At 38.2% G+C, this 17,247-nt stretch carries 14 protein-coding genes; 9 read left to right on the forward strand and 5 right to left on the reverse strand.

All coding sequences use genetic code 11. The features are described from left to right. Positions 1-63 precede the first annotated feature (63 nt). A complete protein-coding gene (locus RFH42_RS04710) occupies positions 64-594 on the forward strand; it encodes a cytochrome b (protein WP_308974429.1) in 531 nt (176 codons plus the stop codon). A gap of 121 nt (positions 595-715) precedes the next feature. Beyond that, on the forward strand, positions 716-1,807 hold the full coding sequence (gene ychF, locus RFH42_RS04715) for a redox-regulated ATPase YchF (protein ID WP_308974430.1): 1,092 nt from the start codon (positions 716-718) through the stop codon (positions 1,805-1,807). 95 nt (positions 1,808-1,902) lie between these two features. Here ychF and RFH42_RS04720 read toward each other — a convergent pair whose 3' ends face one another. Further along, complete coding sequence (locus tag RFH42_RS04720) at positions 1,903-2,373, reverse strand: hypothetical protein (RefSeq protein ID WP_308974431.1); 471 nt, start codon at positions 2,371-2,373, stop codon at positions 1,903-1,905. A 195-nt stretch (positions 2,374-2,568) separates the two neighbouring features. Here RFH42_RS04720 and RFH42_RS04725 point away from each other — a divergent pair, with 195 nt between their 5' ends. Continuing rightward, the gene (locus tag RFH42_RS04725; protein ID WP_308974432.1) at positions 2,569-3,318 is read left to right on the forward strand and encodes an AzlC family ABC transporter permease; all 750 of its coding nucleotides are present in this window, start codon (positions 2,569-2,571) and stop codon (positions 3,316-3,318) included. Beyond that, a complete protein-coding gene (gene ygaH, locus RFH42_RS04730) occupies positions 3,315-3,662 on the forward strand; it encodes an L-valine transporter subunit YgaH (protein WP_308974433.1) in 348 nt (115 codons plus the stop codon). The genes RFH42_RS04725 and ygaH overlap by 4 nt, the downstream gene beginning before the upstream one ends. A 54-nt stretch (positions 3,663-3,716) precedes the next feature. On the opposite strand, the gene RFH42_RS04735 is transcribed toward ygaH, so the two are convergent. Both RFH42_RS04735 and aspT read right to left on the reverse strand, forming a co-directional pair. Then, positions 3,717-5,321 (reverse strand): bifunctional aspartate transaminase/aspartate 4-decarboxylase, encoded by a 1,605-nt coding sequence (locus RFH42_RS04735; RefSeq protein ID WP_308974434.1) that lies wholly within the window; start codon positions 5,319-5,321, stop codon positions 3,717-3,719. A gap of 54 nt (positions 5,322-5,375) precedes the next feature. Continuing rightward, positions 5,376-7,082, reverse strand: a complete 1,707-nt coding sequence (gene aspT / locus RFH42_RS04740; RefSeq protein ID WP_308974436.1) for an aspartate-alanine antiporter — start codon at positions 7,080-7,082, stop codon at positions 5,376-5,378. 535 nt (positions 7,083-7,617) lie between these two features. On the opposite strand from aspT, the gene RFH42_RS04745 reads away from it, so the two are divergent. Beyond that, positions 7,618-8,763 (forward strand): porin, encoded by a 1,146-nt coding sequence (locus RFH42_RS04745; RefSeq protein ID WP_308974438.1) that lies wholly within the window; start codon positions 7,618-7,620, stop codon positions 8,761-8,763. Positions 8,764-8,809: 46 nt separating this feature from the next. Here the strand turns inward: RFH42_RS04745 and RFH42_RS04750 are convergent, their stop codons facing one another. Continuing rightward, positions 8,810-9,577 (reverse strand): hypothetical protein, encoded by a 768-nt coding sequence (locus RFH42_RS04750; RefSeq protein WP_308974440.1) that lies wholly within the window; start codon positions 9,575-9,577, stop codon positions 8,810-8,812. A gap of 78 nt (positions 9,578-9,655) precedes the next feature. After that, on the reverse strand, positions 9,656-10,492 hold the full coding sequence (gene ppsR, locus RFH42_RS04755) for a posphoenolpyruvate synthetase regulatory kinase/phosphorylase PpsR (RefSeq protein ID WP_308974441.1): 837 nt from the start codon (positions 10,490-10,492) through the stop codon (positions 9,656-9,658). Between the two features lie 157 nt (positions 10,493-10,649). On the opposite strand from ppsR, the gene ppsA reads away from it, so the two are divergent. The 4 genes from ppsA to cyoB all read left to right on the forward strand — a co-directional run bounded on the left by ppsA (position 10,650) and on the right by cyoB (position 17,245). Beyond that, a complete protein-coding gene (ppsA, locus tag RFH42_RS04760) occupies positions 10,650-13,028 on the forward strand; it encodes a phosphoenolpyruvate synthase (RefSeq protein WP_308974442.1) in 2,379 nt (792 codons plus the stop codon). Positions 13,029-13,158: 130 nt separating this feature from the next. Further along, positions 13,159-13,935 carry an RDD family protein gene (locus tag RFH42_RS04765; RefSeq protein WP_308974443.1) on the forward strand — a complete coding sequence of 259 codons (777 nt, stop codon included), beginning with the start codon at positions 13,159-13,161 and terminating at the stop codon, positions 13,933-13,935. 277 nt (positions 13,936-14,212) lie between these two features. Next, on the forward strand, positions 14,213-15,259 hold the full coding sequence (gene cyoA / locus RFH42_RS04770) for a ubiquinol oxidase subunit II (protein WP_308974444.1): 1,047 nt from the start codon (positions 14,213-14,215) through the stop codon (positions 15,257-15,259). Between the two features lie 3 nt (positions 15,260-15,262). Beyond that, positions 15,263-17,245, forward strand: coding sequence for a cytochrome o ubiquinol oxidase subunit I (cyoB, locus tag RFH42_RS04775; protein WP_308974445.1), 1,983 nt, complete (start codon positions 15,263-15,265; stop codon positions 17,243-17,245). Positions 17,246-17,247: the final 2 nt, after the last annotated feature.

Raw genomic sequence — 17,247 nt, forward strand, 5'->3', positions numbered from 1 at the left:
AATTAATATAAAATTAAGAAATATGCGTTTAAATGTTAGACCTCTAATCTTTGATAGATCAACATGAATAATAGTACCTATCCCAAATCCATTATATTTTTACATTGGCTATTATTTTTATTGGTATTGACCGTTTATTTTAGTGGAGGTAACCCAACTCACACCGGAATAATCGGCTCAATACATGTGACTGGAGGTATTGTTATTTTTGTCTTGGCAATCATCCGCCTTTTATTGATCTATATACACAAAAAAAATCTTCCTTCACCAGCACTTATTTCACCCTTACAATTAAAATTAGCTAAGCTCATGAAAGTTCTACTCTATATAAGCTTACTCCTCGTTCCATTTATTGGCTGGCTGGCACTTTCGAGTTTAACAACTCAATACAGTCTATTTACTTGGTCAATTCCTTTGTTACAAAGCATGCAATCATATGCCTTGATTGCCCCTTTCCACGAACTTCTTGGACAAGTCTTCATTACACTGATTGGATTGCATGCTGCAGCTGCACTTTTCCACCACTTTATTTTAAAAGATCATCTGCTAAACCGCATGATCAATAGTTCATCTCGCCATAACAATGATGAATAAATAATCTATTTTCACAAATAAAAATAGCATCCGTGCTTTTACTGATGCTATTCATTCCCCTACACGGCGCTTTCATGTAAAATCGTCGGCAATTTTATGACATTTTTTAGTGAGTCAGTTCATGGGTTTTAATTGTGGCATCGTCGGCTTACCAAACGTTGGTAAATCTACCCTTTTCAATGCATTAACTAAAGCTGCAATTGCTGCTGAAAACTTCCCATTTTGTACAATTGAGCCGAATACAGGAATTGTACCTGTACCAGATGAGCGTTTAGATAAACTCTCTGCAATAGTAAAACCACAACGAATTTTACCAACAACTATGGAATTCGTAGATATTGCGGGTTTAGTTGCTGGTGCATCTAAAGGTGAAGGTTTAGGTAACCAATTTCTAGCCAATATTCGTGAAACTGATGCAATTGCCCATGTTGTACGTTGCTTTGAAGATGAAAACGTTATCCATGTAAATGGTAAAATTGATCCATTAGATGACATTGCAACCATCAATACAGAGCTTGCACTTTCAGACTTAGAAACAGTAACTAAATCTCTAACTCGCTTAAGCAAAAGTGCAAAAGGTGGCGATAAAGAAGCTGTTGCGGTTAAAGCCGTACTAGAAACAATCTTACCTTTGCTTAATGAAGGTAAACCAGCCCGTGCAGCTGATCTTTCTGATGATGAGCGTAAACTCCTGCGTGGCTATGGTTTACTTACCCTCAAACCAACAATGTATATCGCTAACGTTGCTGAAGATGGCTTTGAAAACAACCCTCATCTAGATGCAGTACGTAAATTAGCTGAAGAAGAAAATGCTATTGTTGTACCTCTTTGCAACCAAATTGAAGCTGAAATCTCTTTACTTGAAGAAGATGAACGTGCTGAATTTTTAGATGCAATGGGTATGCAAGAACCTGGTCTAAATGTCGTTATTCGTGCGGGTTATAGTCTTCTTGGTTTACAAACCTATTTCACGGCTGGTGTACAAGAAGTTCGCGCTTGGACTGTTAAAATTGGTGCAACTGCACCTCAAGCAGCAGGTGTTATTCACACTGATTTTGAGAAAGGCTTCATTCGTGCCGAATGTATTGCTTACAATGACTTTATCCAATTTAATGGTGAAGCTGGTGCCAAAGAAGCTGGCAAATGGCGCTTAGAAGGAAAAACATACATTGTTCAAGATGGTGATGTATTGCATTTCCGCTTTAATGTCTAAGCACTACAGTAATGCCACTTTTCTAGTCGCATCACTTTAGTTAAAAAACACGCCTTTCAAAGGCGTGTTTTTTGTTCAACATAAGTCCAGCATCATTAACCCGACTTGGGAGAGGTATTCCCTAAATTAGGTTGCGCTAAAGCATCTCTACACTGTGCTTTATCACGTTCATAATCTGCTTGTTTTTGACCAATATTACGTTCTTTATCCAATACTGCACGTGCCCAAACATCTAGACTGGTTAATGCCTTACGACAAAGTGCATATTTACCCTCAGTCACCGAGTCTGTCATTTTGACATTAATTCTCCAATCTGTACTTAATTTTCGCACAGGTTGGCGCACCTGACTTTCAATTAAATTCAATTGCTTACGATAAACATAAGCATCCGCCTCATTGATCAACAACCATGCCTTGTTAGCATAAGTCGTTGCATCATTACTCATTTTGGGTGCAGCCTTAATTTCAACCTTTTGCTGCTGCTCGTTCTGCCCACAGGCTTGTAAAAACATACTGCCAAATAACACCGCAGTAACAGCCACAAAACGCAATTGCAAAAGTTTCATGAGTATCACATCAATAATTAAACAATTGCTCACTATGCTATGCAATTCAGTTATAATTCTCAACCTGTTTAGTGACTGTTTACGAATTACTCATTGATTTAACACATAGAATTATTTTTTGTATTTTGTCATTGTATCAATAAGTTGCAACACAAATAGTTGTTATAAATAACCCAATCAATTAACAGGTGTACGGTGTCACATCACACAAGTGCTGCAAATAATCGTGTTGCCCAATTTTGGCAAGGCGCTAAAGACAGCCAAGTCATTATCTTTACTTATTTACCTGTATCATTTGCCTTTGGTGTTTCTGCTCAACAGTTTGGTTTTAGTGCATGGGAGGCTTTATTCCTTTCATGTACCATGTATGCAGGTGCCAGCCAATTTTTGGTGGTTGCCTTATTGGCCAGTGGCACTTCCATTTGGATGACTGCCCTTACTGTTATTGCACTTGATATCAGACATTTGCTCTATGGTCCTGCATTAGTCAATCTCATACAAGACAAACTCAATTTAAAAACCACTGCACTTTGGTCATGGGGACTCACTGATGAAGTCTTTGCCAGTGGTATGATTCAGTTATCACAACGCCGTCAACAATGGTCTGAAGCGTGGATGCTTGGCTTAAGTTTATTTAGCTGGTTATCTTGGAGCATGGGATCATTTTTAGGGGGAATTTTTGCAAACCAAATTCAGTACCTACCCGCTTTTCTACAAGCAGCCCTAGACTTCTTGTTACCAGCACTATTCCTAAGTTTCTTACTTGCTGCCTTTGAAAAAAAACATTACTTCGTTGTATCCGTTGTACTTTGCATTACAGGCCTAACTTGTTATCTACTTGGACTCTCCACAGCAATATTTGTTGGTATTAGTTCAGGAATTGTGGCTGGTCTTATTAAACATTATCTCATTGACCGAAATAAACCAACTGGTGAACATTCATGAATATTGAAATTATCTTGGTAGGGATTATTGTAGGGATTGCAAACTTCGCTTCACGCTTTGGTCCATTTTTTTTCATTCAAAAAATGCATAAAAAAAATGATCAAAGGGGGGCAATGTGGATCAAAATTGCATTAGGTTCAATTGGAATTTCAGCAATCAGTGCGATGCTCGTTGTAGCGACGTTACCACCTCTTTTAGAAAACCCTGATAAAAGCTTTGCCATGTTAGCTGGATTCATTGTTTTAACTGTAATTTATTTTGCTTTTAAGAAAATTGTTGTGGCAACCTTAACCGCAGCATTGGTATATGGTTTGGTTTATACCTATATGCCTGTTAGTTTTTAAGCCGCAAAAAATAATGAGTAAAAAGAGGCTTAGCCCCTTTTTACTTCAACTCAATTAATCAACTGTTGCTATTGATGTTGCTAGATACTCTTGATAGGCATCATCAGCAAATTTTCTCAATGATCGGCCTATTGCTGCATACTGATAAGCATTTAAATTTGCCAATGAAGCTCTCGCAGAAGGATGTTCTACTGCAAAGCCTGAGCCTGGTAATAAAACAATTCCAGTTTCATCAGCAACACGAAATAGCAATTCAGCTGGTACTTTTGTTTTCATCACCCAATCAGCAAAATCATGACCATAAAGCTCCCGTGAAGTGTTTTCCAAATCAACCAATGTGTAATAGTTTATCGAATTACAATCTTGGGGTGCTGTTGTGCCCAACTGACGATATAAGGCTAAATCACGTTCTCGAACCACAGATTGGACTGCTTTTTTATAATATTGTTGTGAATCCATCATATTAAACAATGCAAATAAAACCATCTGCACTTGCTGTGGTGTAGACAACCCAGCTGTATGATTTAAAGCTACATTTCGACTATCGGCAACCATTCTATCAATAAACCGAATACAGCTTGGGTCTGTTGTTAAAGAACTATAACGCTTTTCCAATGCAAACTGATCTTCAGCTGATAAATCAGCAATCTTTTCATCAATAATATTATCTTTGCTCAAGGCGATAATCCCTAAACGCCACCCAGTTGCACCAAAGTATTTAGAGAAAGAATAAACCAAGATTGTATTATTAGGACATAGTGCAAATAAAGATTTAAAATTATCTGCAAATGTCCCATAAACATCATCCGTTAAGATAATAAGATCAGGGCGCTTTTTGATAATATCTGCCAAAATAACTAAGTTTTCATCACTCATTTTTACCGAAGGCGGATTACTAGGATTAACCAAAAAAAATGCTTTAATCGTTGGATCTTCGAGTTTACGTAACTCTGCTTCTGGATATTGCCATCCTTGTTTAGGATCGGCATGAATGAATACTTGTTTTAATTGGTAGTCATTAAGTTCAGGTATTTCAAGATAAGGCGTGAAAATCGGTACACCAAGCGCAATTTTATCACCATAGTCTATGATTTTATTTTGTTTTAAAGAGTTAAAAATATAGGCCATTGCAGCAGTTCCTCCTTCTACTGCAAATAAATCCACCGCTTCTTTCTCTAGACCATGTACCCCCATTTCACGAAAGATATATTCCTTAATAATCGATTCGCTAACATGTAACATTCGATCGGGTACTGGATAATTACAGCCCAATACTCCTTCAACCATTTCCAATAAAAATGCATCTGCATCTAAACCCAGTTGATCTCGAACATAGGATAAAGCTTTACCTAAAAATGTCACGCCAGATCGGTCGGTGTTACTTAAAACAAAATGATCAAATCTTTGTTGTAGCCCATTCTGCCGAGGAAATCCCCCTAAACCTTCTGGCATATATGAAAAGGAAAACTCTGCTTCAGTGGCAGCGAATAATCCTAACTGAAAAAATGCACGGCGTGGTAATGTTGCAAGAAAATTGGGATTCCCCCTACCTGCATTTAACATCATTCGATCTGTTTTACTTTGTGCTATTGCAATCAATTGATCTTTTAATTCAAATGGACTTAATTTTGAGTATTTTGTGTAATCTGTCTTAATCATTTGGAATGTATCCATTATTAGAGTAAATGTATAAATATTTATTAAGGTTAATCTTTAGACCAATCCAACAATAACTGGCCCAAGCAAGGTTAAAAAAACATTTGCTAAAGCATAGGTAATCGCAAATGGAACCGTAGGAATAGAGTTTCCAGCTTTATCTAATACTGCACCAAAAGCTGGATTTGCACTTCGGGCACCCGCAAGAGCACCAGCAAAAACTGCAACATTTTTATACTTCAACACATATCGAGCAAATAACATGCTCAGTATTAAGGGAACTATCGTCACAACCAAACCAATCAAGAAAAGAGATAAACCTTTGTCTTTGATCGTCTGAATAGCTTGTAGACCAGACTGCAAACCAACAGCAGCAACAAAACCGGCCAAACCTAAATCCCTTAATAATTGCGATGCTGCCAAAGGCATATTACCGTGTAGCTGGTGACGATTATGTATCCAGCCAAAACATAAACCAGATACTAACGCCCCACCACCCGCACCAAGTGTCAGTGGGATTCCTGCAATATGTACGGTTAATGCACCAATCAATAATCCAACAACAATACCTGCGGCATGTGTAGACCAGTCTGTTTTTAAACTGCTTGGTAAAATTTCTCCTGCCTCTTTAATGACTCGCTTCAAATCACTTTGGGTTCCATAAATCGTGACTATATCGCCGTATTGAAATATATGACCATTGGTTAACGAAACCTTTTCACCATTATGTTTAATAGACAATATATAAATGCCATGCTTCAAATACGCTGGTGTGTTTTGTACTAAATCCCTTATAGAGCTACCAATATATTTAGAATTACGCAAAATGACTTCAGCCGTTTCCATGACCAATTCCATGTCATCGGCAGACTGTAACTCAACGCCTATGAATGAACCACTTTCCACCACATCAGCATAGCGACCAACCACTAAAACAATATCGTTCCGTTTTAAAGTAATTTCAGGTGTAATATCTAATAATTGGCCATTACGTTTGAGTTTTTCGATTGTAATCCGATTAGTTGCATCATGGTGCTGCACACACAGTTCTAATTCTTGAATAGATTGCCCCTCAACCATTGGGCCAACTTGAAAGATACGACCAATAATCTCAGGCATTGCCATTGCCTGTTGTGGAGCCAACTCAACCGCCCCAGCCAACAATTCTGAATGTGCTAACAGTGCATCATCACGAATTTCACGTCCCATAAATTTGGGTAATATATTTGCACAAATGATAATTGCGCCCAATGAACCAAAAACATAGGTCACTGCATATCCAATTGCTACATTTGCCTGTAACTGCTGAACTTGAGCTGTAGGAAGGCCTAAATGCGATAGTGCATCACCAGCTGTACCAATGATTGCAGATTGTGTCATACCTCCTGCTGCCAATCCTGCAGCTAGTCCCTTATCTAAATTAAAAAGTCTAGCCATCAACCAAACTACGATCAGAGCACTTAATGCCATGAACATAGCCAGTAAAACCTCTTTAATTGAATTTGGACCAAGTGATTTAAAAAATTGCGGACCACTTTCAAAACCAACTGCATAAATAAATAAAGCAAATAACAATGCTTTAACACCAGGATCTATAGACACTCCAATTAAACTTAGTCCAACTGACACTAAAAGCGACCCAGCTACACCACCAAATTGAAATGTCCCAACCTGAAATTTTCCAATCCAAAAACCAATTGCAATGGATAGAAACAGTAAAATTTCAGGACTATGTTGTAATGTTCGTTGTAACCACTCCATCAATAAACCTATTATTTAAGTCACAAATCATAACTATAAGTTATGTATTGAGGCGTGAATAGAATCTTAAATTCGGTTTTTTTAGCATTAGATAGATAATTTAATGTGATTTTATAAAACAAAATAAAATAAAATAAATAAAAAATTTATTTTTTCATCAAGATAAGTTATCCACTCATCTTTAAAAATTAAAATAATAAATAAACACAAATACTAAGAAAAATAAAATATAAGATAAAAGTATTGTCATATTTTTAAAATACCATTCAATATTTAAAAATGACTGAGTTAATGACTAAATTAATAATAAATTTTCACAAAAAACCCAATAAGCAAAGGATACAAGCAAATGATAAATAAAATATTTTTCAATAAACACAAACAAGCAATAGGAGTAAAAAAATCTAATACCATTAATTAATATTTTAAAATCATGTGAATAGTTATTTTTACATTAAATAAAATACAAATTTAATTAAACCCTAATCAAAACCGCACCAAAATAAGCTTAAAAATAGAAAATATTATTGAGAAACGTATGAAAAGAAAAAGTTTATATTTAAATATTATGATTCTTTCTATATCAAATGGTATGTTAAATACAGCCCATGCAGAAATGGATATTATCAAAAAAGGGCAACTGACTGGTGACCTACTCTCACCTATTCGTTTTCAGTTTGGTGGCCAACTTCGACCAGAATGGATTTTTAAATCAGGAGACCAACAGAAGTATCAACGTAATTTACATGACGGTGCAAGTCGCTTACGTTTTACTTTAGACTACGAACTCAGCCCTGAAACCCTGTTAACTGGCTACTATGAGCTCGGTATTAATATTCCTAAAATATTAGGTTGGGAAGATCACTATGTACCTAATGCCCCTTCTCATGATCGACGTCAAGCTTATATTGCAATTGAGGATTTAACTTTAGGTCGCTTAAGTTATGGCAAGCAATATGGTATGCAATACTCAGTAATTGGGATAAAAAGTGATGTATGGGATAATGATGGTCTAGCAAGCCCAAGTTCCCTTGGAATTAATGGTGAGTATGATGGTGCAAGTACTCGTGTTAGAAATAGCCTCATGTACACCAAAAAGTTTGACCGTTTAAAACTCTACGCCAATATACTTTTCCCTGAGTCTTCAATTCCAAGTGCAGATGATTCCATCCGATATAAGCGTCAATCAGGAGCAGGTTTAGGTCTTGATTTTTCAATTAAACCTGATACCACACTGAGTGCAGCTTTTAGCAACACTAAAGCAAAAATTTATAACCTCACCGAAGAAAAACAGCTAAACCAACAGATTTTAGGCACTGCAATTACATTTAATCCGAATCAATGGTATCTCGTTGGAACTGCATCGTATTATCACAACTTTGTACCTACTCATCAGGAACCACAGCCACAAAATTATTTCTATGGCGATGGTTATGGCTTAGAAGCATTTGCTGGCTATAATTTTAAATTTGATCGCAATTATTTTTATGAATTACAACCCTATATTGCAGCAGATCGGCTAGTCTTAAACTCAACGGCTCAAGATAATGTTAACCATCAATTTATTGGCCTCATCACCCAAGTAAACAAAGATATTAAGGTTTATACTGAGTACACTTTTGTTAATGCAAAAGATAAAAGTTTAAAAGATATGGCATATATCACAATATATTATAGTTTTTAAATCACACACCTTAACCCTAAGCCTCAAGACTTAGGGTTAAGTCAATCTAAGGTTTTACTGTACCGCTATATTGGTATGTGGATGCAGTTTTTTTATAACGTAAGTATTTATTTTGTGGTGCATACTTTTGATCAAGAAGACGAATATCTACATATTGCAATTGAGGATCAACACGAATTAAATATTCAGAAATAGTTCTCCGATCTGCAAGTTGAGGACTGTCATCTGGGTATGCGCCACAATAAAATGGTACAGATATATTTTTCAAACGTTGATTCTTGGTTTGAAAAATATCAGTAGATACTATTTTAGTGGTTGCTAAATGATATGCCGATATATTTGCAACTCCATCACAACTGCTTGCAACCGCTTGGGATAAAATTAAGTATGTATCACGACCAGCAAGAGACGTTTGATATATTTCTCTAATGAGAGCATCTTCTTCAATCAATTGTGTTCGAGTACCTGATGCTGTTTGCCACTGTGCTAAGTTAACAGACATACGCATTGTTCCACCACTGGACGTATCCATATGGTAAATTTTAATTTTGCGATCAGGGCTATAGTAAATGTCCAACATATGTTTATCGACTAAAGCAGGAAATGTATAAGACCAGCTTTGAGGATCACGCTTCACCCTAGCACTGATCGCTTCAGCGATTTGACTATTATATTGATCCGCTTCGACTCGGCTGGTAATTTCTGCCTGATAATATTGTTTGATCAATTTATCTTCGAATTCTAACAAACTTTCAGCATGACCAATCATGGGCCAATAACAAGCAAATGCCAAAAGTGTTAATTTTATTTTCATCAAAATTCACTCTAAAAATACGGTCAGCCTCAAAACAATAAATGAATATGTTTGAAACTGACCGTCTATTTTAATCCATTAGCCAATCCGACGTTTTAAACCTGTCATTTGTAAAATACGTGTTGATATTTCTTCAATCGACATTTCTGACACATTCAGATATTTAATCCCCTCTGAGATAAAAATACCTTCTACCGCACGAAGTTCCATTTGGCATTGACTAAAACTTGCATAACGGCTATTCGCCTTACGCTCTGTGCGAATAGCAACTAAACGATCTGCATCAATCATGAGTCCAAATAGTTTGTTTTTGTGTGCCTTTAATACCTGAGGTAAGCGGTTATCATCTAAATCTTCCTCAGTTAGAGGATAATTCGCTACACGTATACCAAATTGCAATGACAGATAAATAGAGGTTGGGGTTTTACCAGAACGAGACACCCCAATTAAGATTAAATCAGCCTTATCATAGTGCCGTGTTAATGCACCATCATCATTATCCAAAGCAAAGTGAACAGCATCAATTCTGGCTTTATAGTACTCAGAATCGGTAACCGCATGGGTCTGTCCGACTAAAGTTGTAGGCTGTGTTTCTAAGATATCAGATAATTTGCTAATTAATCCTTCAAAAACATCAAGATTCACTGCATTTGCTGTATTAATAATATCGCGTACATAAGGGTCAACCAGCGTATCAAAAACCAGTGGTGGCTCACCATCAAGGTCCGCACAGCGATTGATATCAATCACTACTTCCATAGCAGCTTCTTCAGTCGTGATATATGGAATAATGCGAATATCAAATTCCACGTTTGGAAACTGCGCCAGGAGTGAATGACCTAAAGTTTCTGCTGTAATTGCGGTGCCATCGGATATAAAAAATACGCTTCGCTTTATGAGTTTACTCTCTGACATTAAAAATTCTCCCCAAACATTTGTCTTAGCGATATATAATCTTTATAGTAAACCCATCTTACATGACTGTCGCTTAGTAATCATATATCACTAAGTCTATTTGCTAAATTTTCATGCCAAGATATTGATTAATATCTGCATAAGTGGAGTAACAACTTTGGAAGCACGCGTTATCGGTCTGGAAAAACTAGGGAAACACGACGTTGAGATCGTGGGTGGTAAAAACTCTTCACTTGGAGAAATGATCAGTCACCTAGCGAATGCTGGTGTTTCTGTTCCAGGTGGCTTTGCAACGACCGCAGATGCTTATCGTGAATTTCTTGAACAAAGTGGCTTGAATGCACGCATTCAAGCTGAATTAAATCAACTTAATGTTGATGATGTAGATGCTTTAGCTATCTCAGGTGCTAAAATTCGCCAATGGGTTGTAGAAACTCCACTGACTGCGGCCTTGGAAAAAGAAGTGCGTGATGCATTTAATGACTTAGCTAAAGGCAACCCTGATATTGCAGTTGCTGTTCGTTCATCTGCAACAGCAGAAGATCTTCCAGATGCATCTTTTGCTGGTCAACAAGAAACTTTCTTAAATATTCGCGGTATTGATAATGTCTTAATCGCAATTAAAGAAGTTTTCGCCTCTCTTTATAACGACCGCGCTATTGCCTATCGTGTGCATCAAAACTTTGCTCACGACATTGTTGCTTTATCTGCTGGTGTTCAACGCATGGTACGCTCAGAAACGGGTGCTGCTGGTGTAATGTTTACCCTAGATACAGAAACAGGTTTCCGTGATGCAGTCTTTATTACTGCATCTTATGGTTTGGGTGAAATGGTGGTACAGGGCGCGGTAAACCCTGATGAATTTTACGTTTCTAAGCCATTACTTAAAGCAGGCAAACATGCTGTTTTACGTCGTAATCTCGGTTCAAAACATCAAAAAATGATTTACAGCAATAGTGGTAGTGCTGGTAAATCAGTGACTATTGTTGATGTTGAAAAAGTTGATCGTCAACAATTTGCGCTTAATGATCAAGAACTCCAAGAGCTTGCTAAACAAGCTTTAATCATCGAAAACCACTATCAAGCACCGATGGATATCGAGTGGGCAAAAGATGGTGACGATGGCAAAATTTATATCGTTCAAGCACGTCCTGAAACAGTTAAAAGTCGTGAAAATGTTGGCACAATGGAACGTTACCTCCTTAAACAAAAAGGTAGCGTAATTTGCGAAGGCCGTTCAATTGGTCAACGTATTGGTGCAGGTAAAGTCCGTATTGTGACTTCAATTAAAGAAATGAACAAAGTTCAACCTGGTGATGTGCTTGTGTCTGACATGACTGACCCAGATTGGGAACCAGTAATGAAGCGTGCTGCTGCGATTATTACTAACCGTGGTGGTCGTACTTGTCACGCAGCGATCATCGCACGTGAACTTGGTGTACCTGCGATTGTTGGTTGTGGTAACGCAACAGAAGTACTTACAGATGGACAAGAAGTAACTGTTTCTTGTGCTGAAGGTGATACTGGGTTTATTTATGAAGGTGCTTTAGATTTTGAAGTACAACGTAATACAATTGACTCAATGCCGAACCTTCCATTTAAAGTCATGATGAACGTTGGTAACCCTGACCGTGCATTTGACTTTGCTCAAATTCCAAATGCGGGTATTGGTCTAGCTCGTCTTGAGTTCATTATTAACCGTATGATCGGTGTTCACCCTAAAGCTTTACTCAACATTGATAGCCTACCACGTGAAACTCGTGCTGCTGTTATGGCGCGTACTGCTGGTTATGCTTCTCCAATTGAATTCTATGTTGAGAAATTAGTTGAAGGTATTTCTACTTTAGCTGCGGCATTTGCTGACAAACCTGTCATCGTTCGTATGTCTGACTTTAAGTCAAACGAATATGCAAACTTGATCGGTGGTAAGCTATACGAACCTGAAGAAGAAAACCCAATGCTTGGTTTCCGTGGTGCTAGCCGCTACGTTTCTGATAACTTCCGCGATTGCTTCGAATTAGAATGCCGTGCCTTGAAAAAAGCACGTGATGAAATGGGTCTAACTAACATCCAAATCATGATTCCATTTGTTCGTACAGTTTCAGAAGCGAAACGCGTGATTGAACTTCTTGCACAAAATGGTCTTAAACGTGGCGAAAATGGCCTCAAAGTGATCATGATGTGTGAACTTCCTACAAACGCATTGTTGGCTGAACAGTTCCTTGAGCACTTTGATGGTTTCTCAATTGGTTCAAATGACTTAACTCAGTTAACACTGGGCTTAGACCGTGACTCTGGTATTGTTTCTCACCTCTTTGATGAACGTGATGCTGCTGTGAAAGCACTTCTTTCAATGGCAATTCATGCTTGTCGTAAAGCAGGTAAATATGTAGGTATCTGTGGTCAAGGTCCTTCTGACCATCCTGATCTTGCTAAATGGCTTATGGAACAAGGCATTGAATCAGTATCTTTAAACCCTGACTCAGTACTTGAAACTTGGTTCTTTCTTGCAGAAGAAAAGACTAAACAAGCATAAGAAAACATGATACAAAAGACCCATTCATGTAATGGGTCTTTTTTTTAATGCTTTTAAATGTCATCGTTGCACTTTAAGCCTTACAATACCCCTTAAAGATTTAGACATACGTTTTAGAGATTAGAGTCTTATGCAAATATATTTGGCACGGAATAACCAACAGGCTGGGCCTTATACCGTAGAACAAGTCAATCAAATGTTGAGTAGCCAACAAGTTTTACTCACTGACTTAGCTTGGTATCAAGGCATGACTGAGTGGAAGGCATTGGGTGAACTCACCCAAGGAAAACTCTATTTTGAGCCTGAATTTAAAACAGCACCTTTAGCCACTGAAACAGTCACTACTCAAAATACTGCCACTCAAGTACGATCATCAAATATAAGTAAAACAACTTTTCAATTAGCAAGTGTGAATCAACGCTTAATTGCTAAACTCATCGATTTACTTTTTTGGTTACCTTTAGTCGGTATCCAAATTTACATTGTTGCACAAGATAATTATGAAAAAGTCCTCATGGCTTTAGAAAAAATGCGCGCAAGCTCATTAAGTCTTGACTATCAAGCAATGGAGAGCGCACAAGCTGACTTTGCAGCATTATTGCCTGTGTCTTTAGATACAATTCAAATTATCTCTTTTTGTACATTGCTGATGTTCATTGTACAGGCTGTGTTTATTACCAAATATGGGCAAAGTATTGGTAAAAAAATTATGAAAATTAAAATTGTTGATGCGCAAAGCAATGACAAAGTTGGTTTTCTACGCGTTTTTGCTATACGAACCTTCTTATTTGTATTAATCATCAGCGCATTACCGTTATTCATTCTTTTTGACCTGGTATTCGCTTTAAATGAAAAACGCCAAACACTACATGATAAATTAGCTAAAACTAAAGTCATTAAACTTTAAACATTCTACTTAGGGGTGTAAATGCACCCCTGGTTCCCCTCCATAATTCCGCTCAAACACCATAAAAACAAAGCCCTTTTACTACAAAAAATGATTGCGCGAACAATTCTTTAATGCGTCTTTAGCTGTAGCTAAGTTTGGCGATATCAGGCATAATCCCCTACAACGTAGCGGTGCCCGAATATTTACTCATGTAAAACACAAATGTGTATGATTCGAGGCACTACAATCGCTATCCCATATTATAGGGAATGGGACTCTTCACCGAGGTTGTAAAATGAGACAAACAATTTTAGCTGTATTGTCTTTATCAACGCTTGCCGTACTTTTAACAGGTTGCGGTGGTGATATAGTACTTCTAAACTCTAAAGGTCCAGTCGCAGCAGGTCAAAGTGATCTGATGATGAAAGCGATTGGCCTAATGCTATTGGTGGTTATTCCGTCAATTATTATGGCATTGTGGTTTGGTTGGAAATATCGCGCGTCAAATAAAGATGCAGACTATGAACCGACATGGGCACATTCAACTACGATCGAAGTCGTTGTTTGGGGTGTACCAGTCATTATTATTGGTATTTTAGCTTGGTTAACTTGGTGGGGTTCCCACAAGTATGACCCATACCGTCCGATTGAATCTGAAAAAGCACCTGTTAACATTCAAGTTGTTGCTGAAGCGTACAAATGGATCTTTATTTATCCTAATGAACAAATCGCAACTGTTAACGAAATGCGTTTCCCAGAAAAAACTCCGGTTAGCTTACGTTTAACTTCTAACTTTACGATGAACTCATTCTTCATCCCTCAGTTAGCTGGTCAAATCTATGCAATGGCGGGTATGCAAACTCACCTGAACATCATGGCTGACTCTACCGGTGAATTCCGCGGTTTCTCTTCAAACTATAGCGGTTACGGTTTCTCACAAATGCGTTTCAAAGCATACAGTATGACTGAAACGGATTATCAAGCGTGGGTAGCAGCAGTTAAAGCAAACGAAGGCACTAAAGTTAACCCAGCAGCAATTCAAAAAGGTCTTCTTGACCAAACTGAATTTGCAAGCTTGCGTGACGGCCATCGTGCAAAAGTTCAAATTGAGCATATTGTCGCTCGTGCTGTAACACCAGAAGAAAAAGCTGAAGCAGCGAAAATTGCGGCTGAAGGGACTTACCCAACTAAGCCACATCCTGTGACATATTACTCTTCAGTTGAACCTAAATTGTTCGAGTCGGTGATTAACAGATATATGAGTAACTATCATGGTGCAGATCACTCTGCAGCAAATACTCATGCAAACGTTGAACATGCGAAGGCTTCTGCAGAGGAATAACACATGTTTGGAAAGTTAGGTTTTGACGCCATTCCGCACGATCCAATCGTGCAAGTTACCATTGCACTTATGGTATTGGGTGCACTTGTTGTTTTTGCAGGTGTAACATACTTTAAGAAATGGGGCTATTTATGGAATGAATGGTTTACTTCAGTAGACCATAAAAAAATTGGTATCATGTATATCATCGTATCCATCATCATGTTACTACGTGGTTTTGCTGATGCGATCATGATGCGTTTACAACTTTTCCTCGCCCGTGGTGGCGGTGAAGGTTATCTCCACCCAGAACACTATGACCAGATTTTTACTGCGCATGGTGTAATTATGATTTTCTTCGTTGCAATGGGACTTGTAGTTGCAATGATGAACATTGTTGTACCTTTACAAATTGGTGCGCGTGACGTTGCATTCCCATTACTTAACTCTTTAAGTTTCTGGTTATTTGCTGGCGCAGCTGCACTTGTAATGGTATCACTTGCATTGGGTGAATTCGCAGCAACTGGTTGGATGGCTTACCCGCCTCTTTCTGGTATTCAATACTCTCCTGGTGTTGGTGTAGATTACTACATTTGGGCACTACAAGCTTCAGGTCTTGGTACACTCTTAACTGGTGTTAACTTCTTCGTTACCATCATTAAAATGCGTACTCCTGGCATGAAACTTATGGATATGCCAATCTTTACTTGGACTGTACTTTGTACAGCAGTATTGATTATTGCATCATTCCCTGTATTGACTGCAACGATTGCAATGTTGTCACTTGACCGTTACTTCGGCTTCCACTTCTTCACTAACGAGCTTGGCGGTAGCCCAATGCTTTACGTGAACTTGATTTGGACTTGGGGTCACCCTGAAGTTTATATCTTGGTATTGCCAGCATTCGGTCTATTCTCAGAAATCACTGCAACTTATAGCCGCAAAGCATTGTTTGGCTACAAGTCAATGGTTTATGCGACTGTTGCAATTACTGTATTGTCATTCATTGTATGGGTTCACCACTTCTTCACTATGGGTGCCGGTGCCAACGTTAACGCCTTCTTCGGCTTAATGACGATGGTTATTGCTATCCCTACTGGTGTTAAGATCTTCTCATGGTTATTCACCATGTATAAAGGTCGTGTAACTTATACATCTCCAATGCTTTGGACACTTGGCTTCCTTGTGACTTTCGGTATTGGTGGTTTGACTGGTGTATTAATGGCGGTTCCACCTGCGGACTTCTTAGTACATAACTCACTATTCTTAATTGCTCACTTCCATAACGTGATTATCGGTGGTGTGGTATTCGGTATGTTTGCCGGTATCATTTACTACTGGCCAAAAATGTTTGGTTGGAAACTCAACGAAGCTTGGGGTAAAGCAGCATTCTGGTTCTGGTTCACTGGTTTCTATTTTGCATTCATTCCACTTTATATCCTTGGTTTCATGGGTATGACTCGTCGTTTGAATACATATGACAACCCTGAATGGGACCCATACTTAGCGATTGCTTTAGTTGGTGCTGTTCTCATTGCTTTGGGTATTGCATGTTTCTTAATGCAAATCATCATGGGCTTCTTACAACGCAAAGACAACATGGATTACACAGGCGATCCATGGGATGCACGTACTTTAGAATGGGCAACTTCATCTCCAGCACCTTTCTATAACTTTGCTTACCTACCGAAGAGCGATTGTATCGACAGCTTCTGGGAAGACAAAGAAAAAGGTATTGCTTATGTACGTCCTGAAAAATACGAAGACGTTCATATGCCAACTAACCGTGCTGCTGGCTTTGTAATTGCTGCGTTCATTACTGTACTCAGTTTTGCACTCATCTGGCACATTTGGTGGTTAGTCGCTGTTAGTTTCGTTGGCGCAATTGTCAGCTTCATCGTGAGCTCTTTCACTAAGAAAGTAGATTACTATGTTCCAGCTGCAGAAGTTGAGCGTATCGAAAACGAACGCTATGCCCTACTTGAAAAACACTTGAAGAAGGACTAAGG

It is taken from the genome of Acinetobacter rudis (assembly GCF_031157835.1).
GTDB lineage: Bacteria > Pseudomonadota > Gammaproteobacteria > Pseudomonadales > Moraxellaceae > Acinetobacter > Acinetobacter rudis_A.

Excerpts from the sequence above, each read along its gene's own strand:
- RFH42_RS04710 (WP_308974429.1), top strand. The coding sequence starts at position 64 with ATGAATAATAGTACCTATCCCAAATCCATTATATTTTTACATTGGCTA.
- ychF (WP_308974430.1), top strand. The coding sequence starts at position 716 with ATGGGTTTTAATTGTGGCATCGTCGGCTTACCAAACGTTGGTAAATCT.
- RFH42_RS04720 (WP_308974431.1), bottom strand. The coding sequence starts at position 2,373 with ATGAAACTTTTGCAATTGCGTTTTGTGGCTGTTACTGCGGTGTTATTT.
- ygaH (WP_308974433.1), top strand. The coding sequence starts at position 3,315 with ATGAATATTGAAATTATCTTGGTAGGGATTATTGTAGGGATTGCAAAC.
- RFH42_RS04735 (WP_308974434.1), bottom strand. The coding sequence starts at position 5,321 with ATGATTAAGACAGATTACACAAAATACTCAAAATTAAGTCCATTTGAA.
- RFH42_RS04745 (WP_308974438.1), top strand. The coding sequence starts at position 7,618 with ATGAAAAGAAAAAGTTTATATTTAAATATTATGATTCTTTCTATATCA.
- RFH42_RS04750 (WP_308974440.1), bottom strand. The coding sequence starts at position 9,577 with ATGAAAATAAAATTAACACTTTTGGCATTTGCTTGTTATTGGCCCATG.
- ppsR (WP_308974441.1), bottom strand. The coding sequence starts at position 10,492 with ATGTCAGAGAGTAAACTCATAAAGCGAAGCGTATTTTTTATATCCGAT.
- RFH42_RS04765 (WP_308974443.1), top strand. The coding sequence starts at position 13,159 with ATGCAAATATATTTGGCACGGAATAACCAACAGGCTGGGCCTTATACC.
- cyoA (WP_308974444.1), top strand. The coding sequence starts at position 14,213 with ATGAGACAAACAATTTTAGCTGTATTGTCTTTATCAACGCTTGCCGTA.
- cyoB (WP_308974445.1), top strand. The coding sequence starts at position 15,263 with ATGTTTGGAAAGTTAGGTTTTGACGCCATTCCGCACGATCCAATCGTG.